Origin of the sequence: Leisingera sp. ANG-S5 (assembly GCF_000813925.1) — a bacterium.
GTDB lineage: Bacteria > Pseudomonadota > Alphaproteobacteria > Rhodobacterales > Rhodobacteraceae > Leisingera.
On the sequence record NZ_JWLH01000001.1, the window covers coordinates 537,056 to 554,836 of the forward strand.

Annotated in this window: 16 protein-coding genes; 3 read left to right on the forward strand and 13 right to left on the reverse strand. The window is 62.7% G+C overall.

Going from position 1 to position 17,781, the window contains the following annotated elements:
- Nucleotides 1–63 precede the first annotated feature (63 nt).
- Entirely contained in the window at nt 64–2,751 is a 2,688-nt protein-coding gene (gene acnA / locus RA25_RS02685) for an aconitate hydratase AcnA (protein WP_039169926.1), read from the reverse strand.
- A gap of 223 nt (nt 2,752–2,974) precedes the next feature.
- On the opposite strand from acnA, the gene RA25_RS02690 reads away from it, so the two are divergent.
- Nucleotides 2,975–3,676, forward strand: coding sequence for a DUF1223 domain-containing protein (locus RA25_RS02690; RefSeq protein ID WP_039169929.1), 702 nt, complete (start codon nt 2,975–2,977; stop codon nt 3,674–3,676).
- A 9-nt stretch (nt 3,677–3,685) separates the two neighbouring features.
- Here RA25_RS02690 and RA25_RS02695 read toward each other — a convergent pair whose 3' ends face one another.
- The 4 genes from RA25_RS02695 to purB all read right to left on the reverse strand — a co-directional run bounded on the left by RA25_RS02695 (nt 3,686) and on the right by purB (nt 8,026).
- Nucleotides 3,686–4,618 (reverse strand): lysophospholipid acyltransferase family protein, encoded by a 933-nt coding sequence (locus tag RA25_RS02695; RefSeq protein ID WP_039169930.1) that lies wholly within the window; start codon nt 4,616–4,618, stop codon nt 3,686–3,688.
- Between the two features lie 143 nt (nt 4,619–4,761).
- A complete protein-coding gene (locus RA25_RS02700) occupies nt 4,762–5,961 on the reverse strand; it encodes a flagellar motor switch protein FliG (RefSeq protein WP_039169932.1) in 1,200 nt (399 codons plus the stop codon).
- Nucleotides 5,962–6,037: 76 nt separating this feature from the next.
- Nucleotides 6,038–6,571 (reverse strand): tetratricopeptide repeat protein, encoded by a 534-nt coding sequence (locus tag RA25_RS02705; RefSeq protein WP_019295466.1) that lies wholly within the window; start codon nt 6,569–6,571, stop codon nt 6,038–6,040.
- Between the two features lie 150 nt (nt 6,572–6,721).
- Nucleotides 6,722–8,026 (reverse strand): adenylosuccinate lyase, encoded by a 1,305-nt coding sequence (purB, locus tag RA25_RS02710; RefSeq protein ID WP_019295467.1) that lies wholly within the window; start codon nt 8,024–8,026, stop codon nt 6,722–6,724.
- A gap of 86 nt (nt 8,027–8,112) precedes the next feature.
- On the opposite strand from purB, the gene RA25_RS02715 reads away from it, so the two are divergent.
- A complete protein-coding gene (locus RA25_RS02715) occupies nt 8,113–8,460 on the forward strand; it encodes a hypothetical protein (RefSeq protein ID WP_039169934.1) in 348 nt (115 codons plus the stop codon).
- A 70-nt stretch (nt 8,461–8,530) separates the two neighbouring features.
- On the opposite strand, the gene RA25_RS02720 is transcribed toward RA25_RS02715, so the two are convergent.
- Complete coding sequence (locus RA25_RS02720; RefSeq protein WP_019295469.1) at nt 8,531–8,788, reverse strand: DUF6455 family protein; 258 nt, start codon at nt 8,786–8,788, stop codon at nt 8,531–8,533.
- Nucleotides 8,789–9,034: 246 nt separating this feature from the next.
- Nucleotides 9,035–10,267 (reverse strand): bifunctional alpha/beta hydrolase/OsmC family protein, encoded by a 1,233-nt coding sequence (locus RA25_RS02725; protein ID WP_039169935.1) that lies wholly within the window; start codon nt 10,265–10,267, stop codon nt 9,035–9,037.
- A gap of 95 nt (nt 10,268–10,362) precedes the next feature.
- Between RA25_RS02725 and RA25_RS02730 the strand changes: the two genes are divergently transcribed.
- Nucleotides 10,363–10,911 carry an NUDIX hydrolase gene (locus tag RA25_RS02730; RefSeq protein ID WP_039169939.1) on the forward strand — a complete coding sequence of 183 codons (549 nt, stop codon included), beginning with the start codon at nt 10,363–10,365 and terminating at the stop codon, nt 10,909–10,911.
- Between the two features lie 67 nt (nt 10,912–10,978).
- On the opposite strand, the gene dddP is transcribed toward RA25_RS02730, so the two are convergent.
- The 6 genes from dddP to RA25_RS02760 all read right to left on the reverse strand — a co-directional run bounded on the left by dddP (nt 10,979) and on the right by RA25_RS02760 (nt 17,729).
- Nucleotides 10,979–12,322 carry a dimethylsulfonioproprionate lyase DddP gene (gene dddP, locus RA25_RS02735; protein WP_039169941.1) on the reverse strand — a complete coding sequence of 448 codons (1,344 nt, stop codon included), beginning with the start codon at nt 12,320–12,322 and terminating at the stop codon, nt 10,979–10,981.
- Between the two features lie 155 nt (nt 12,323–12,477).
- Nucleotides 12,478–13,326, reverse strand: coding sequence for a hypothetical protein (locus RA25_RS02740; RefSeq protein ID WP_152612410.1), 849 nt, complete (start codon nt 13,324–13,326; stop codon nt 12,478–12,480).
- A 351-nt stretch (nt 13,327–13,677) separates the two neighbouring features.
- The gene (locus RA25_RS02745; protein ID WP_019295474.1) at nt 13,678–14,472 is read right to left on the reverse strand and encodes a lytic murein transglycosylase; all 795 of its coding nucleotides are present in this window, start codon (nt 14,470–14,472) and stop codon (nt 13,678–13,680) included.
- Between the two features lie 93 nt (nt 14,473–14,565).
- On the reverse strand, nt 14,566–15,813 hold the full coding sequence (locus RA25_RS02750) for an Hsp70 family protein (protein WP_039169945.1): 1,248 nt from the start codon (nt 15,811–15,813) through the stop codon (nt 14,566–14,568).
- A gap of 123 nt (nt 15,814–15,936) precedes the next feature.
- Entirely contained in the window at nt 15,937–17,343 is a 1,407-nt protein-coding gene (gene glnA / locus RA25_RS02755) for a type I glutamate--ammonia ligase (protein ID WP_019295476.1), read from the reverse strand.
- A gap of 47 nt (nt 17,344–17,390) precedes the next feature.
- Entirely contained in the window at nt 17,391–17,729 is a 339-nt protein-coding gene (locus RA25_RS02760; protein ID WP_008554830.1) for a P-II family nitrogen regulator, read from the reverse strand.
- Nucleotides 17,730–17,781: the final 52 nt, after the last annotated feature.

Genomic DNA, 17,781 nt, shown 5'->3' on the forward strand with positions numbered 1-17,781 from the left:
CTATGGCACAAAAAAACATGCACCCCGCGGGGTGCATGTTCAAAAGCTCGGGTCTGGCAGGTCTTACGACTTGGCCAGATTGCGCAGCACGTAGTGCAGAACGCCGCCGTGTTCGATGTATTCGATCTCCGGAGCGGTATCGATGCGGCACTTCAGGGTGATCTCCTTCACCGAGCCGTCGGCAAAGGTGATCGAGCAAGGCACTTCCTGCAGCGGCTGGATGGTGTCCAGGCCGCTGATCGAAACAGTTTCCTCGCCGGTCAGACCCAGCGACTTGCGGGTATCGCCTGCGGTGAACTCGAACGGGATTACACCCATGCCAACCAGGTTGGAGCGGTGGATACGTTCAAACGACTCGGCGATCACCGCCTTGACGCCCAGCAGCGCGGTGCCCTTGGCCGCCCAGTCGCGCGAGGAGCCCGCGCCATACTGTTCGCCGCCGAACACCACCAGCGGGGTGCCGTTGGCCTGATGCGCCATCGAGGCTTCGTAGATCGAGGTCTGCTCGCCGTCTGGGCCTTTGGTGTAGCCGCCCTCGACGCCGTCCAGCATCTCGTTCTTGATGCGGATGTTGGCGAAGGTGCCGCGCATCATGATCTCGTGGTTGCCGCGGCGGGAGCCGTAAGAGTTGAACTCACGCGGCTGCACCTGGCGCTCCAGCAGGTACTGGCCTGCAGGCGTGGTGGTGGCAAAGGAGCCGGCGGGGGAAATGTGGTCGGTGGTGACCATGTCGCCCAGAACCGCCAGAACCTTGGCGTTCTCGATGTTCGAGATAGTGCCCGGTTCATGCCCCATGCCCTGGAAGTAGGGCGGGTTCTGAATGTAGGTCGAGGTCGCGGGCCAGTCATAGGTTTCCGCGTCGGTGGTCTCAACCGCCTGCCACTTCTCGTCGCCCTTGAAGACGTCGGCGTATTTCGACTGGAACGCCTCGCGGGTGACGGTGGAGGCCACCAGATCCGCAACTTCCTGGGTCGAGGGCCAGATGTCTTTCAGGTAGACATCGTTGCCGTCCTTGTCCTGTGCGATCACGTCGGTTGCCAGGTCGATGTCCATGGTGCCGGCAAGCGCATAAGCGACCACCAGCGGCGGCGAGGCCAGGTAGTTGGCGCGGACGTCCGGCGAAATGCGGCCTTCGAAGTTGCGGTTGCCCGACAGCACAGAGGTCGCCACCAGATCACCCTCGGCAATCGCCTCGGAAATCTCCTGCTGGATCGGGCCGGAGTTGCCGATACAAGTGGTGCAGCCGTAGCCCACCAGGTTGAAGCCGACCTTGTCCAGATCCTCCTGCAGGCCTGCGGCCTCCAGATAGGCGGACACCACCTGCGAACCCGGTGCCAGCGAGGTCTTGACCCAGGGCTTGCGGTCGAGGCCCAGGGCGGCCGCTTTGCGCGCGACCAGTCCGGCGCCGATCATCACATAGGGGTTGGAGGTGTTGGTGCAGGAGGTGATCGAGGCGATCACGACCTTGCCCGATTCCATGGTGTAGTCTTCGCCCTTGACGGCGACTTCCTTGCCCATCGGACGCTTGAAGGTCTCTTCCATCTCCTGGCGGAAAGCGGCCTTGGCGTTGGTCAGCGGCACATAGTCCTGAGGGCGTTTCGGGCCGGAGATGGCCGGAACGATGCTGCTCATGTCCAGCGACAGGGTGTCGGTGTAGACCGGCGCATAATCGGCGCCGCGCCAGAAACCGTTTTCCTTGGCGTAGGCTTCGACCAGTGCGATGCGGTCTTCGTCGCGGCCGGTGTTGCGCAGGTAGCGCAGGGTTTCGTCGTCGATCGGGAAGAAGCCGCAGGTGGCGCCGTATTCCGGCGCCATGTTGGCGATGGTCGCACGGTCTGCCAGCGGCAGACGGTCCAGGCCCTCGCCGTAGAATTCGACGAATTTACCGACCACGCCCTTGGCGCGCAGCATTTCGACGACCTTCAGAACCAGGTCGGTGCCGGTGGTACCTTCGACCATCTGGCCGGTCAGCTCAAAGCCGATGACCTCGGGGATCAGCATGGAGATCGGCTGGCCCAGCATGGCCGCTTCGGCCTCGATGCCGCCAACGCCCCAGCCCAGAACCGCAGCGCCGTTGACCATGGTGGTGTGGCTGTCGGTGCCGACCAGGGTATCCGGATAGGCGACTTCTTCACCGTTCTGGTCCACGTCGGTCCAGACGGTCTGCGCCAGGTATTCCAGGTTCACCTGGTGGCAGATGCCGGTGCCCGGCGGCACAACGCGGAAGTTGTTGAACGCGTTCTGGCCCCACTTCAGGAACTGGTAACGCTCCATGTTGCGCTCATACTCGCGGTCCACGTTCATCTGGAACGCGCGCGGGTTGCCAAACTCGTCGATCATCACCGAATGGTCGATGACCAGGTCAACCGGGACCAGCGGGTTGATCTTGGCGGCAGAGCCCTTCAGGCCGACGATGCCGTCGCGCATGGCGGCCAGGTCGACAACGGCGGGAACGCCGGTGAAATCCTGCATCAGCACGCGGGCAGGGCGGTAGGCGATCTCACGCGGGTTCTTGCCGCCGTTGGCGCCCCATTCGGCAAAGGCCTTGATGTCGTCGGTGGAGACGGAGAAACCGCCGTCCTCGAACCGCAGCATGTTTTCCAGCACCACTTTCAGCGCGGCAGGCAGCTTGGAAAAGTCGCCAAAGCCGGCCTCGGTGGCGGCGGGAATGGAGTAATAGGAGATCGACTTGCCATTGACGCTGAGCGTTTTGCGCGCCTTGGCATTGTCCTGTCCGACGGTGATAGGCATGATTGGCCTCCCTCAAGAATTTGTAACCGGGGAATTCGCTGCCTGCTAAATGCATGAGGAAGGTGAAGCATTCAATAGCCCAAACGCCGCAGGTGGCACTTTTGTATGCAATAGTACACATTTTTTGATTTAAGCTGCCTCGCGCCACGCTCAAAAATGATTGATTGGCCTGTTTGCCGGCACATCTTTAGACCTGAAGCCTACCAAACAGAGAAAGCGATTCATGAGATTCCTGGCGCCGATCGCGGCTGTAGTTGCACTTGCCTTGCCCGTTTACGGCCAATCCGCAGATGAGCCTGTGGTGGTTGAGCTGTACACCTCGCAAGGCTGTTCTTCCTGCCCGCCCGCCGATGCGCTGCTGCATGAGCTTGCCGCACGCGAAGATGTGCTGCCGCTGGCGCTGCATGTGGATTACTGGGATTACATCGGCTGGAAGGACGAATTCGCAAAACCCTCCCACACAAAACGGCAGAAAGGCTATGCCCACCAGGGCGGCCGCCGGATGATCTATACGCCCCAGATGATCATCATGGGGCAGGACGATGTGGTCGGCGCCGACGCGATGAAGGTGGAGGATGCAATCACCCGCCACCAGAAACAGCCGCGGCCCGTTGCGCTGACTGTGGCCCGCAGCGGCGGGGACGTGGTGATCAGGCTGCAGCCAAAGGTGCAGATGCCCGAAGGCCGCCTGCTGGTGCAACTGGTGCGCTACACACCGAAGCGGACCGTCAGCATCAAGCGTGGAGAGCTGGCCGGGCGGACGCTCAGCTATGCCAATGTGGTCGAAGACTGGCAGGTCGTGGCAGAGTGGGACGGGGCAGGCGGCCTTGAGGTCGCGGTCCCTGCGCCCGTCGGCAAGCCAGCTGCGGTTCTGGTGCAGGCTGCTCCGTTTGGCCCGGTCATCGCGGCGGCGCGAGTGGACTGACGTTCCGCGTCAGTCCGCAGCAGAGCCGGTCTGCCTGGCGGCTTTACCTACAGGCACATAAGGTTTCCAGCGGCGGTGGATCCAGAACCACTGGCCGGTATGCTTGCGCACAATCGCTTCCAGATCCGCGCTCAGCGCCTTGCTCATCGTCAGCGGGTCAGAAGGCGGCACTTCGGCATTCATCACGATCTCGAAGTCCAGACCGTTTTCCTGCCGCACCGCATAGACCGGGATCAGCGCCGCGCCGAATTTCAGTGCCAGTTCCGCAGGCACGGTGGAGGTGACGGCAGGCTTGCCGAAAAAGTCGATCAGTTCGCCGCCCTGGGCGTGCAGGTCGGTGACGATGGCGGCAATGCCGCCCTTCTTCAGATGCCGGACCAGCTCCACCATGCCGCGCTTGCCCTGTTCGAACATCAGGTCGTGATTGGCCTTCATGGCTTCGACATAATGTTCGTTGAAATAGGGGTTGGCCATGCGCCGGTAAAGCGACCCCATCTCGTGGCCGCGGGCGACCAGGGCCGCGCGGGCGGCATCGTAATTGCCGAAATGAGCGGTCGCCAGCAGCACCGGGCGGCCTGCTGCGCGGGCGTCTTCCAGCGCCTTCAGGCCCGGCCCGGTGATCGGCGCCTTGCGGGCACGCTCAAAGAATTCCTTGCCAGCGTAAAGCTCTGCAATCATGCGCCCGGCATTGTTGCTGACGTCCCTGTACAACTGGTCTGCGTCCAGTTCTGACAGTTCCGGGCTGACCAGTTTCAGATTGTCGCGCACCCTTTTGTGAAATCCGGCGGCACGCCCCATGGCGGTGACCAGCCGGCCCATCATCGGCACCCGAAACCGGTAGGGCACCAGCCCGGCGCCCAGCAGAAGGCCGCGCAGAAACAGGTTGCTGCCAAAATATTTGACATGGCTCCAGGTGGAGAGCTCGGAAGGATCTGCGGGCATGGCGTCTGGATGGCTGCGGCGCGGAACTGCGCCTGGAAGCCTGCATCATACGCAGTGGCGCCGGCAGGCACAAGCAGCTCCAGCGGGCTGAAAGGCTGCGCAACTGCCAAGGCCGGCTTGCAAAGCTGTAGCTGTGCGAGGTGTCAGCCGTTGTCTTCCTCGTCTTCTTCCACCGATTTCAGCTCGATCTCTCCCGTCGCGACCAGATCGCGCATGGCACCGATTATCAGGCTGAAGGCGGCTTCGCCGTCGCTGCGCTTGACCCTGCCGCGCTCTGCAACTTCCTCGCGGATGTTGTCTGCCATCCTGCTCGACATGTTCTTGAGCAGGAATTCCGAGGTGGCCACGTCTTCCTCGTCGGTAGCAAAGGCGATTGCGGTCACCAGATCGGGCTGCGACAGCACCCGGATCAGCTTTGGCACGTCCAGCGGCTTCATCCGTTCGGCAATCAGCGCATAGGTAAAGATAGCCTTGCGCACCGAGACAGCGAAATCCTCGTCCTCTTCGTCCAGCGCGGTCAGCACCTCGTCGCGCTTGGCGGCGGCGGCTTCGGTCAGGACAGCGCCCAGGCGCTGGCCAGGGGTTTGGTCAAAGGCGAGATCAGGCCGTGCCTCGACCTGGGCGGCCAGCGACAGGCCGATGCGGTCCACGGTGTCCGGCGTTACATTGGCGGTTTGGCTGACCGCATAGGTGATGCGGCGGGCCACCGGTCCGGGCAGGTGGATCAGCATCTGCGCGGCCTTGGCAGTGTCGAGTTTGGACAGCAGAACTGCAGCCACCTCGGTGCTTTCGGCCTCTGCCAGCCCGGCCAGATCTTCGGGCGGCAGCTGTTTCAGCCGCTCCCAGGGGTCGCCGAACTGGCGCACCCCGGCTTCGCGGCGCAGGCGGCTGTGGGTGTGGCGGCTGATCTTGCCTTCCATCGCGTTCAATGCGCCAGCCAGGCCGTTGGGGAAATGCAGGCCGACATTGTCCAGCAGATCGGCAAACTCGCCCGCCACCGCATTCAGCGTTTCGCGGTCGACAATACGCATCCGGCCCATCTGTTGGGTCAGCTCCAGCTGCAGGTCGTCGGGCAGTTCTTCCAGCGGGATCTCGGCGCCTTCATTCAGCAGCAGCCGGACGATGATGGCAGCCTTGGCCTTGCCGCTGAGGCTGGCAGCCGCGGCCGGGTTTGCGACCGCGCCGCCGCCCATTCCACCACCCATGCCGCCGCTGAGGCCGCCTGCATCCAGGCCGCCCATCGGGGCGGGCGCGGCGAAATCGCCCATGTCCAGGCCGCCCATTCCGCCCATGTCGCCCCCGCCCAGATCCATCGGAAGCGCCAGCATATCGTCTTGAGGCATTCTCGCACCCTAACAAAAGATTCTTCTCAATCGTTGTGGGCAGGATAGGCCGCAAGCCGTAAAGAAAGACTGAAGCCTAGTAGCTGTAAGAGGTGCCCGTCTCCAGCGCGCTGCGCAAGGAGGCCTCAGCCCAGCTGCCGTCACCGCCGCGGGCGCGGATTTCCTTCCACTGTGCAAGAGCTGCGCCGTATTTTCCCTGTACGACAAAGCCTTGGCCCATGTAGGAACGTGCCAGGATATTGTCCGGGTCCTGCGCCAAGGCCTGATCATAATAGGCCTGCGCCAGATCCAGGTTGCCAAGTTTGCGGTGGGTGAAGCCCCAGTAGGTCAGCACCATGCTGTCGGTCTGATCGGCCATCGCGCTCAGCACTGCCTGGGCATCTTCCTGACGGCCGGCATAGGCAAGCTCGCGCGCCGCACCCAGCAGCCCTTCCTGGTTCAGCGACGACTTCCGCGGCCGTACACAGCGTTTCTTCTCCTCATCCCAGACGCGTTTGCCCTTGCAGGTCTTGGTGGTCTCGGAAGGTTTCGGAGGGTTCCAGTCGTTGCCGCTGGCGGCAAGGGCTGCAACCGGCAGGGTCAGGGCGGCGGCCAGGGCGAAAATACGCATGTCTCGTGCTCCAAATGCAAAGTTTGGCCCAGTTTAGCCGCAGAACCCGGGTTTGGATCTGTATTTTTGTTCACAAAGGCGTTTGTGTCCGCGGAACAAAAACGCCCCGCCGGAAAGGCGGGGCGTCTGGAGTTTTCAGGTCAAAACGTCTTATTCGCCGAAGACGCGCTTGAAGATCGTGTCGACATGTTTGGTGTGATAGCCCATGTCGAATTTCTCGTTGATCGCCTCTTCGCCAAGCGCCGCAACCACATCGGCGTCTGCCAGCAGCAGCTCGCGGAAGTCGACGCGCTCTTCCCAGACCTTCAGGGCGTTGCGCTGCACCATGGCATAGGCATCCTCGCGGCTGACGCCGGCTTGGGTCAGCGCCAGCAGCACCCGCTGCGACATCACCAGGCCCGGGAATTTGTTCATGTTGTCCAGCATGTTCTCCGGGAACACCAGCATCTTGTCGACAACACCGGCCAGACGGTGCAGGGCGAAGTCGAGGGTGATGGTTGCATCCGGACCGATGCCGCGCTCGACGGAGGAGTGCGAGATATCGCGCTCATGCCACAGCGCCACGTTCTCCATCGCCGGGATCACCGCCATGCGCACCAGACGCGCAAGGCCGGTCAGGTTCTCGGTCAGTACCGGGTTCTTCTTGTGCGGCATCGCCGAGGAGCCCTTCTGGCCCATCGAGAAGAATTCCGCGCCTTCCAGCACCTCGGTGCGCTGCATGTGGCGGATTTCAACAGCGACGTTCTCGATCGAGGAGGCAATCACGCCGAGGGTGGCAAAGAACATCGCGTGGCGGTCGCGCGGGATCACCTGGGTGGAAATCGGCTCAGGGCGCAGGCCCAGCTGCTCGCAGACGTGCTCTTCAACCGCCGGGTCGATGTTGGCGAAGGTGCCCACCGCGCCGGAGATCGCGCCGGTGGCAACTTCCCAGCGGGCCTTTTCCAGGCGGTTCTTGTTGCGGTCCATTTCCGCATAGAAGCGGGCAAAGGTCAGGCCCATGGTGGTCGGCTCTGCGTGAATGCCGTGGCTGCGGCCAACACGCACGGTGTTCTTGTGCTCCAGCGCGCGTTTTTTCAGCGCCGCCAGCACCTTGTCCATGCCCTCCAGCAGAATATCGGCGGCGCGCACCAGCTGCACGTTCAGGCAGGTGTCCAGAACGTCCGACGACGTCATGCCCTGGTGCACGAAGCGCGCTTCCTCAGAACCGACATGCTCCGCCAGATGGGTCAGGAAGGCGATGACGTCATGCTTGGTGACGGCCTCGATCTCGTCGATGCGGGCGACGTCGAATTCCACGTCCTTGGCTTTCCACACCGCGTCGGCGTTCTCGCGCGGGATCACGCCAAGGTTGGCCATGGCTTCGCAGGCATGCGCCTCGATCTCGTACCAGATCTTGAATTTGGTCTCGGGCGACCAGATTGCGACCATCTCGGGGCGGGAATAGCGGGGGATCATGGGCGGAGGCACCTTTATGTGATTGCGCAGCAGATGCCCGGCCTCTTAGATCAGCAAAGGCAGGACAGCAAGGCTGGGAGAGGGACATGAGGCAGATTGCCCTGATGATTGCGTTATCATCTGCGGTTTCGCCGGTTTGGGGCGGAGAATGGCGGGTGCTGAACGGGGCGGAGGTGCAGGCGGCGCTGGAAGGCCGCAGGCTGGTCTATGGCAGCGGCGCCTGGCAGGAATTCCACGTCTCGGGCCGGACGCTTTATAATGCGGGCCATGACAGCTGGGGCTACTGGGGTGTGCGGGACGGCAAATACTGCTCCACCTGGCCGCCCTCGGACCTGTGGGCCTGTTATGCGCTGGAAAGTGACGGCGAGGCCATTCGGTTTGTTGGGGAAGGCGGTGACATCACCACCGGACGGTACGCTGAGACTGCAGAGTGAGCCAGCGCGCTGATCCGCACGCTGCAAACCGGATAGTACACAGCGGATGCGAGCAGCCGTATAGAAGGGATTAGCTGCCCCGTAAATGCGCCAGCAACTGCGCGTTGCGGCAGTAGGATGGCGCCTCCGCCAGCTCTGTTGTCTCCCGCTGCAAGTCACTGCAGCCGTCCTGATTGCGGCAGGTGCTGCAGCGCAGGACCGCGCGCATGTATTTTTGGCCTTGCACCTGCGGATCGCCAGCAACCATTTCACCGTAGTCGATGCCCAGCCGGCTGGCCATGCCCTGCACCAGATCACTGCTGCGCCCGAGTTTTGCAAAAAGTCCCATGTATCTCCTCCCATGCCCGGCAGCGGCCAGGGTGGACACAGCATGAAGGGGAACGCGGGGCGGAACTTTGATGTGGCGCAAATTCAGAAGCAGCGAGGCTCTCCCGCCTGCGCTGCGGTCTTCGTGCGAAGAGCTGCCGCAGTTGGGCCCGGCACCGCGCATGGCGCGGTGCCGGGCCCAAGGCCGCTGATGGGGCAGGTTTCCTGCACCGTTCGGGCGCGGGAGGCCCGCCGGCGGTCCGGTATGTCAGATCGCGGGCTGCTCTGCGGCCTCTAGCCGTGTCACCACCTTGGCGCCGCTTTCCAGCGTCCGGTGCACAGGGCATTTGTCGGCGATTTCCAGCAGCCGCGCGCGCTGGTCGTCGCTTAGAGGGCCGCAAAGGCGCACCACCCGGGTGAACTGGTCGATCTTGGCAGGCCCCGAAGGCAGCGCGTCCTGAGCATGCACCTTGTCATGGCTCACATCGACGCTGATCCCTTCCAGCGGCCAGCCCTTGCGGCGGGCATACATGCGAAGGGTCATCGAGGTGCAGGCGCCCAGGCCCGCAGCGACAAACCCGTACGGAGACATGCCGCGGTTGGTGCCGCCATAGGCCAGCGGCTCATCGGCGAAGGCATGGTGGTAGGGGCCGGATTGCACATCCTGCAGGAAACCCTCCGGGTCCGCCTCTGTCACCCTCAGGATGCCCTCCGGCGCACCGGGCGGCGGCGCGGGCGGCGCCATTTTGACATAGCGCCCGGCCCAGGCAGCAATGACTTCGGCGGCGTATTCGGCGTCCGCCGCGCGGGAGATCAAGTGGTCGGCGTCATCCAGGGTGACAAAACTCTTGGGATGTTTCGCGGCGGTGAAGATCGATGCGGCATTGTCGATGCTTACGGTCTCATCCCGCGGCGCATGCAGAACCAGCAGCGCGGCCTTCAGCTCCGCAATTGCAGGCGCCAGCGCCTCAGCGTGGATATCGTCGACAAACTCCTTGCCGATCACAAACGGCCGCCCGCCCAGGCAGACCTCGGCGCGGCCCTTGGCCTCGATTTCCGGCAGGGCGGCATCGAAATGGTGCGAGACATGGCCCGGATCAAACGGCGCCCCCAGCGTTACCACCCCCTTGACCGAGGGGATGCCTGCCCGCGCCCGCAGCACTGCAGCACCGCCCAGCGAATGGCCGATCAGCAGCGCCGGCGCCATGCTGCGCGCGGCCAGGTACTGCGCCGCCTTGATCAGGTCCGCCACGTTGGAGCTGAAGGTGGTGTTTTCAAACTCGCCCTCGGAATGCCCCAGCCCGGTGAAATCAAACCGCAAGACCGCAATCCCCATCGCCGCCAGCCGTCCGGCAATGCGCCGCGCTGCCGGAATGTCCTTGGAACAGGTGAAGCAATGGGCAAAGAGCGCAGTCGCCAGCACCGGCCCCTCAGGCAGGTCGAGGCGGGCAGTAAGGGTGTTTCCGGCGTGGCCGGTGAAGGTGATCCGTTCCGTGGGCATGGGCGTGGCCTTTGTTAGGTGTTCCGCATAGATTGAGCGCTTGGATGGCCACTAACAAGGCGACAGGCCGGAACGTCACGGGAAGGTGAAGGCAGATGAGCAGCAGCGTCCTCTCAGGTATCGGATGTTACAGCCCGCAAACCGCGCGCGACCGCAGCATGTGGCAGCGCCTGACGGATTTCTGCACGGGCGAGCCGCAAGCCTTTGACCGCAATCCGGAAACCGGGCACGTGACCGGTTCGGCCTTTGTGCTGTCAGCGGACAGAAGCAGCGTACTTCTGACCCATCACAGGAAGCTCAACCGATGGTTCCAGCTGGGCGGCCATTGCGACGGCATCGCCGACGTGCCGTTTGTAGCGCTGAAGGAAGCTTATGAGGAAAGCGGGCTTGTGCGCATCAGGCCGCTATCGGCGCAGGTGTTCGACGTCGATATTCACGAAATCCCTCAGAACGCAAATGAATGCGCGCATTTGCACTACGATGTGCGTTACCTGTTTCACGCTGAGGCGGGAGAGATTGCAGCCAGCGGAGAATCCCACGCTCTGGCCTGGGTGCCGCTCAGCCAGCTGGAAGAAGTCACAGATTCGCCCGGCGTTCTGGTGCTGCGGGACAAGCTGGAGCCTTTCCTCTCCGCGTACTGCTGAAAGGAGGCGCCTGACGGCGCCGCAGGCTGTCCCGGCCCCTCCTTGCGGGAGGGACCGGCTGTTTTGTTCAAACCTCCCCCAGCAGCGCCTTGTCGAAGGGATAGCTGGTCAGGTTCTCATAGCCGTCTTCGGTGATCAGAACCTGGTCTTCCAGTTTGATGGAGAAATCGCCGCCCTCAGGCGAGACCAGCGCCTCGACACACAGCACCATGCCCGGTTCCAGCTCATAGTCAAAGGCGCCCTCGACCATCTGGTCCGGATAGGCCACCAGAGGCCATTCATCGCACAGGCCGACGCCGTGCATCATGCAGCCGTATTTCTGCTTCTGGAACTGGTCGTCCAAGGGGTGGCAGCCGCGCGACAGCTCCTGAATGTTCACACCGGGCTTCAGCATCTCCATGTTGTGGCGGATATGCTCCAGCCCGTGCTGCATGGCATAGATCATGTCGGGCCGCGGCTTTTCATCACCAATCCACCAGCTGCGGGAGATGTCGATACAGATGCCGTAAGAGCCGACCAGATCGGTGTCAAAGCTGATCATCTCGTTGTTCTGGATGATGCGGGGGCCGCATTCCTGGAACCACGGGTTGGTGCGCGGGCCGGATGCCAGCAGCCGGGTCTCAATCCATTCACCGCCGCGGCGGATGTTTTCCGCGTGCAGCACCGCCCAGACGTCATCCTCTGAGATATTGCCGCCAGGCACTTGTTCACGCGCGAATTTTTCCATTGCGGCCACCGCGGTTTCGCAGGCGTGATGGGCGCAGCGCATCGCCAGGATCTCGTCCGGGCCTTTCACCGCGCGGCATTTCTCAGTCAGCTCCTCGCCGGGGAAGATCTCCAGGCCCTGCGCCTCAAGTGCGCGCAGTCCGTGCAGCATCACCTTGTCCACCGCCAGCCGCTTGTTGCTGCCGCTGTGCTCTTCTATCAGGATGCGCACTTCGTTGGAGAACTTGTCGGCGGCCACGTCGATCTTGTCGCCGCGGTCGAAGTAGAACAGATCGGCGCCCGCACGCTGTTCGCGCACCAGCGGGTTGAACTCGCTGAGGAACGGCGACTGCTTGTAATCCCACAGCACCATATAGCCGTCAGCGCAGATCAGGAGAGCCCGGAACGGGTTGTGGGTGTTCCACAGCTGCATGTTGGTGCTGTCTGTGGCGTAGCGGATGTTCAGTGGATCGAACACCAGGAGGCCGCCATAGCCGCGGTCATTGATGAAACGCGTCAGCCGCTCCCAGCGGAAACTGCGCAGCGCCTGCAGGTCGGGCAGCTGCAGCCCGGCTTCGGCCCATTCGCCAAAAGCCAGCTGAGTCGGGCCGATCTCCACCCGGTCATTGTCGTTCGGGGTGTTGTCGCCCAATTTGGCGCCGCGGGTCGGGTCGATCTTGCGGATGTCGCGGTAATGCTCGTTCATGCCGGGAAGTCCTTGCTGCACAGTCCTGTACAATGTGCAGCAAGGGGCAGGGCGGATTCGCCGCTGAAAGCGACGGATTCAACCGTCGTTTCTGACCAAACAAGGGGGGACGCGGACCGCAACGGGCCTTTGTCAGCTAAGCGGCTGCTCAGGTCCTACGGCACCAGCGGCCGGGCGGCCTGCACCATTCCGGCGCTCTCCAAGAACAGGAACAGGGCGGTCAGAAGCAGCAGGTGGCTGATGAAACGCAGGCGGCGCGGGCCGGTCAGCGACAGCGCTGCCAAGGCCGAGGCCTGCAGCTGGCGCCCCCAGTTGCTGCGCAGGCCCGAGGCCGAAACAGAGGCGCGCAAACCTGCCCAGGACTTGCCGGATGCCGCCGCAACAGCATGAGCTGCCTTGCGCATTCTCGCTTCCTGAAAGGCAAGGTCGCAATGGGCATCCAGCGCGCGCGCTGTCTGGTCCACCGGGGTAAAGCAGTCTCTGCCGCGGGGCCGGGGCTGCACGCTCCGGGCCATCTGCGGAACCGACGCAGCTGCATCGGACGCGGCAGCCGGCACCGCGGCAACAGGCTGCTCAGCGCTGCGGGATTGGGGATCAAAGGCGCTCAGAAACTGTTCGCAGGTCAGGGCAACTTCGGTGTCGAGCCATTCGACAAAAGCAGCCTCTACCCTATCCAGGAGGCGCCGCAATGTTTCTGCCAAGAGCAGTTCAGAAATCTCCTGATCGCAGTAGCCGGGGTAAACCGGGGACAGCGACAATTCCAGCAGCGCCGAGGGTTGCATGACGCTGCCTGGCAGCTTGGCTGTCCGGCGCAGGGGCACCCGGCGCAGGCGCACGGTCACCAGGTAGTGATCGCTTTGCAGCCTCGCGGTGTTTTCCGCACGGGCCTCAATCGTTTCTGCCGGGTGGCCGAAGTCATCCAGCGTGTCGACAACTGCTGTCACCGCATCCGAAAGGGTTTTGCTGTCGCGGCTTTCCAGCCCAAGCCGTCCTGTATATTGCACATTCTCTGCCACTGTCCGGATCCTCCATTCAGGGTGCCGTCAGAGAAACAATAAAATTTGAACTAGTTAAAAGTGGGGCGGGCCTGGACAATATTCTGAGCCCGGGCGCGCCGGACCGCGTTGAATTGCGGCAGGATGTATCGCGCTGAATTTAAACAAATAATTTGGAAATTCCCCGTGTCCGGTGGCTGGATTGCGGCTCAACTGTGGCGGCTTGCGGTCACATTGATGCCCCAAGGCCTACAATGACGCGGGAATCGCACCGACTGTTTTTCACCCTTGGGACGGAAACGCCCAGCGCCCGCCAGAGGGCGGGCGCTGAAACTTACAACCGTTGCTGGCCAGGTGTGCTCAGCCGTCGATCTGGCGCCCCATGATCGCCAGCGACTGCTGGTACACGGTGGCGGCATTCCACTCCTTCAGTACCCGGTAGTTCGGCTCGCCCTGCTGGTAGCCCTTGCCGGGTTTCCAGCCCTTCTGGCGCAGGTAGTTGGCGGTGGAGGCCAGCGCGTCGCCCATGTTGTAGAAATCGACCCTGCCGTTGCCGTCCCAGTCGACCCCATACTGCAGCGCATTGCCGGGCAGGAACTGTGTATGGCCCAGTTCGCCGTGTTTGGCGCCCAGCGTGCCCGGCGTGATGGCACCCTGATCCACCAGCTTCAGCGCCCCCAATGCGTGCGGGCGGAAGAAATCGGAGCGGCGGCAGTCATAGGTCAGCGTGACGATGGCGGACACCACCTGGCTGTCACCCATGTAATTGCCAAAGGCGGTTTCCATTCCGTGGATGGCAATCAGCACACCTGCCGGCACACCGTATTTGCGTTCAAGCGCGGCATAGAAATCCCGATTGCGCGCCTTGCGCTTGCGGCCCTGCGCCACGATGGTGGCGGAGCCGCGGATCTGCATGAATTTTTCCAGCGAGTATTTGAAGCTCTTTTGATTGCGGTCAGCCGAAATGGTGCGTCGCGCATATTGCGCATTGGCTAGCGCCTGCAGTCCCGCCTTGCGCACGCCCGCCCGCTGGGCCTCGGCGCTGAACGCCTGTTTCCAGGCATCAAACCCGGCAGAGGTATTGCCGCAGGTGGCGGCAATAGCAGGGGAAGCAAGCAGGACGGAAATCAGGGCAGGGGCCAGCAGACGGCGCATGAAGTAATCTCTCGAAATGTGACTCGTGACTTGCAGCCTAACGCGCCGGCAGCGCATGTCTAACGGGAAAAGCCGTGATTGCTTCCCAGTTGCCTAGGCAAAGGCCGTTCCCGCGGCCAGAGCCAGCCCGTCCGCAACCGCGGTCATCGCATTTCCCGTTTCCAGCCGGGCATTTGGGCATAGCCCGCGCATTTCCGCCTGCACCGCGGCCAACAGCGAAGAGCCGCCGACCAGAACAATCCGCTCCACGTTCTTCGCTTCAATCTCGGCCTGTGCCAGGGTCTCAGCCGCGCAGATGCCAATGGCGGCGGTCTGTTCCATCAGCGTCTGGGTCATTCCAGCGGCATCCAGCGGCACAGACAACCCGCGCTCCAGCAGCTTCAGGTCAATATGGGCCGCCGCATCAGTGCCATTGGCCCGGATCTTGCCGTGCTCAACGGCAAAGGCCAGCTCGTGGCCCAGCTCATCCTCCAGAACGTCCACCAGCCGTGCCAGTTTCTCCGGCTCCACCGCATTGGCGGCCAGATCCTTTGCTGCGCGGCGGCTCTCCGGAGCATAGAGAAAGGGGATCATTTGCCAGGTCGCCAGATCGTTGAACAGCCGGTTCGGCGCGGGCAATGTACCGCCGCCGAATGCATTGCGGATCTGGCTGCCCCGGCCCAGCAGAGGCATCACATGGCGAATGCTCAGCTGCCGGTCGAAATCTGTGCCCCCCAGCCGGACCCCGTGCGAGGCGAGGATGCGGGTTGCCCCATCTTTCCCCTGTTCAAACGCGGTGAAGTCGGAGGTGCCGCCACCGATATCAACAATCAGCCCCAGACCCGGCGCCGGTGCAGCGGCGCGCAGCGCTGCCTCGGGCTCATGCATGAACAGAACATCCTGAAATCCGGCTGCCAGATAGCAGGCGCGCAGGTCCTTTTCTGCCTGCACGTTGCGGTCTTCATCCTTGGAATGAAACCGCACCGGCCGCCCCGACAGCGCGTGGGTGAACTCCATATGCGTTGCTGCTTCGGCCCGCCGCTTCATCTCCGCCAGAAACCGCGCGATCAGGGTGGCAAAGCTCAGCCGCTCGCCGCCCAGCCGCCGCTCTTCTTGCAGCAGCGGCGTGCCCAGCAGGCTTTTCAGCGCCCGCATGAAGCGGCCCTCGTCGCCATTGATCAGCGCCCGCGTGGCGCTGTGGCCGATCCGCATAGTGCGGCTGCCCTCCTCAAAGAACACCGCGGTGGGCAGCGTCTGCTCGCCCGGCTCCATCTCCACCAGCCAGGGGCGGCCCGCAACCGCAATGCCGGCGGCGGAATTGGAGGTGCCAAAGTCGATGCCAAGGGTGTTCGGGGCGGTCATGTGAAGGCTCCTGTCTGCCAAGCTGAGCCGCGCTGGATAGGGAATGCCTGCCCCAAGAGCAAGGCCGGCAATTGAAAAGGGCGCCCCTGAGGGACGCCCTTTCCGTGTCTGGTCTGCAGCAGCTTAGCAGCTGTAGTACATGCCGAACTCCACCGGGTGCGGGGTGTGCTCGTACTTGTGGACCTCTTCCATCTTCAGCTCGATGTAACCGTCGATCTGGTCCTTGGTGAACACGTCGCCCTGCAGCAGGAAGTCGTGGTCGGCCGCCAGCGCGTCCATGGCTTCACGCAGGGAGCCGCAGACGGTCGGGATGCCTTCCAGCTCTTCGGCCGGCAGATCGTACAGGTTCTTGTCCATGGCTTCGCCCGGATCGATCTTGTTCTTGATGCCGTCCAGGCCGGCCATCAGCAGCGCGGCAAAGCACAGGTAGGGGTTCGCCGCCGGATCGGGGAAGCGGGCCTCGACGCGCTTGGCTTTCGGGCTTTCGGTCCACGGAATACGCACGCAGCCCGAACGGTTGCGGGCGGAGTAAGCGCGCAGAACCGGTGCTTCAAAGCCCGGGATCAGGCGCTTGTAGGAGTTGGTGGACGGGTTGGTGAAGGCATTCAGGGTCTTGGAATGCTTCAGGATGCCGCCGATGAAATACAGGGCTTCCTGGGACAGGTCGGCGTATTTGTCGCCTGCAAACAGAGGCTTGCCGTCTTTCCAGATCGACATGTTGACGTGCATGCCGGAGCCGTTGTCGCCATAGATCGGCTTCGGCATGAAGGTTGCCGACTTGCCATAGGCGTGCGCCACGTTGTGGATCACGTATTTGTACTTCTGCAGCTCGTCCGCCTGTTTGGTCAGGGAGTCAAAGATCAGGCCCAGCTCGTGCTGGCAGGACGCCACTTCGTGGTGGTGCTTGTCGACCTTCATGCCCAGACGCTTCATGGTCGACAGCATCTCGGAACGCAGGTCCTGCGCTTCGTCGGTCGGGTTCACCGGGAAGTAGCCGCCCTTCAGGCCCGGGCGGTGGCCCATGTTGCCCATTTCGAACTCAGCGTCGGTGTTCCAGGAGCCGTCGGTTGCGTCAACCTCGTAGGACACCTTGTTGATGGTGTTGGAGTAGCGCACGTCGTCGAACAGGAAGAATTCCGCTTCCGGACCCATGTAGGCCACATCGCCGATGCCGGAGGACTTCAGATAGGCTTCCGCCTTCTGGGCGGTGCCGCGCGGATCGCGCTCGTAGCTCTCGCCGGTGTCGGGCTCAACGATGGAGCAATGGATGCAGAGGGTCTTCTCGGCGTAGAACGGATCGATGTAGGCCGAGGTGGTGTCCGGCATCAGTTTCATGTCGGAGTTTTCGATCGACTTCCAGCCGGCGATCGAGGAGCCGTCGAACATGAAGCCTTCTTCCAGGAAGTCTTCGTCCACCAGGTCCACGTCCACGGTCACGTGTTGCAGCTTGCCGCGCACGTCGGTGAAACGGATGTCGACATAGGCGATGTCTTCGTCTTTGAGTTGCTTGAGAACTGCGTCTGCGCTCATTCCCTCGGTCCTTCTGATTTAGATGTCAGGATATTCGTTGAATTCGTTTACAGCGCGTCCGGGCCGGTCTCGCCGGTACGGATGCGGATCGCTTGCTCGACGGGCGAGACAAAGATCTTGCCGTCGCCGATCTTGTCGGTCTTGGCGGCATCGACAATGGCCTCGATTGCCTGGTCGACCTGATCGTCGTCCAGCACCACCTCGACCTTCACCTTGGGCAGGAAGTCGACCACATATTCGGCGCCGCGGTAGAGCTCGGTATGGCCCTTCTGGCGGCCGAAGCCCTTGACCTCGATAACGGAAAGACCCTGGACGCCGACGTCCTGCAACGCTTCCTTCACCTCATCCAGTTTAAAAGGCTTGATGATGGCTTCGATCTTTTTCATGCCTGGGCTCCTCGCAAGCTTGTTGGGGGTGTCATTTCACTTCTAAATGAAG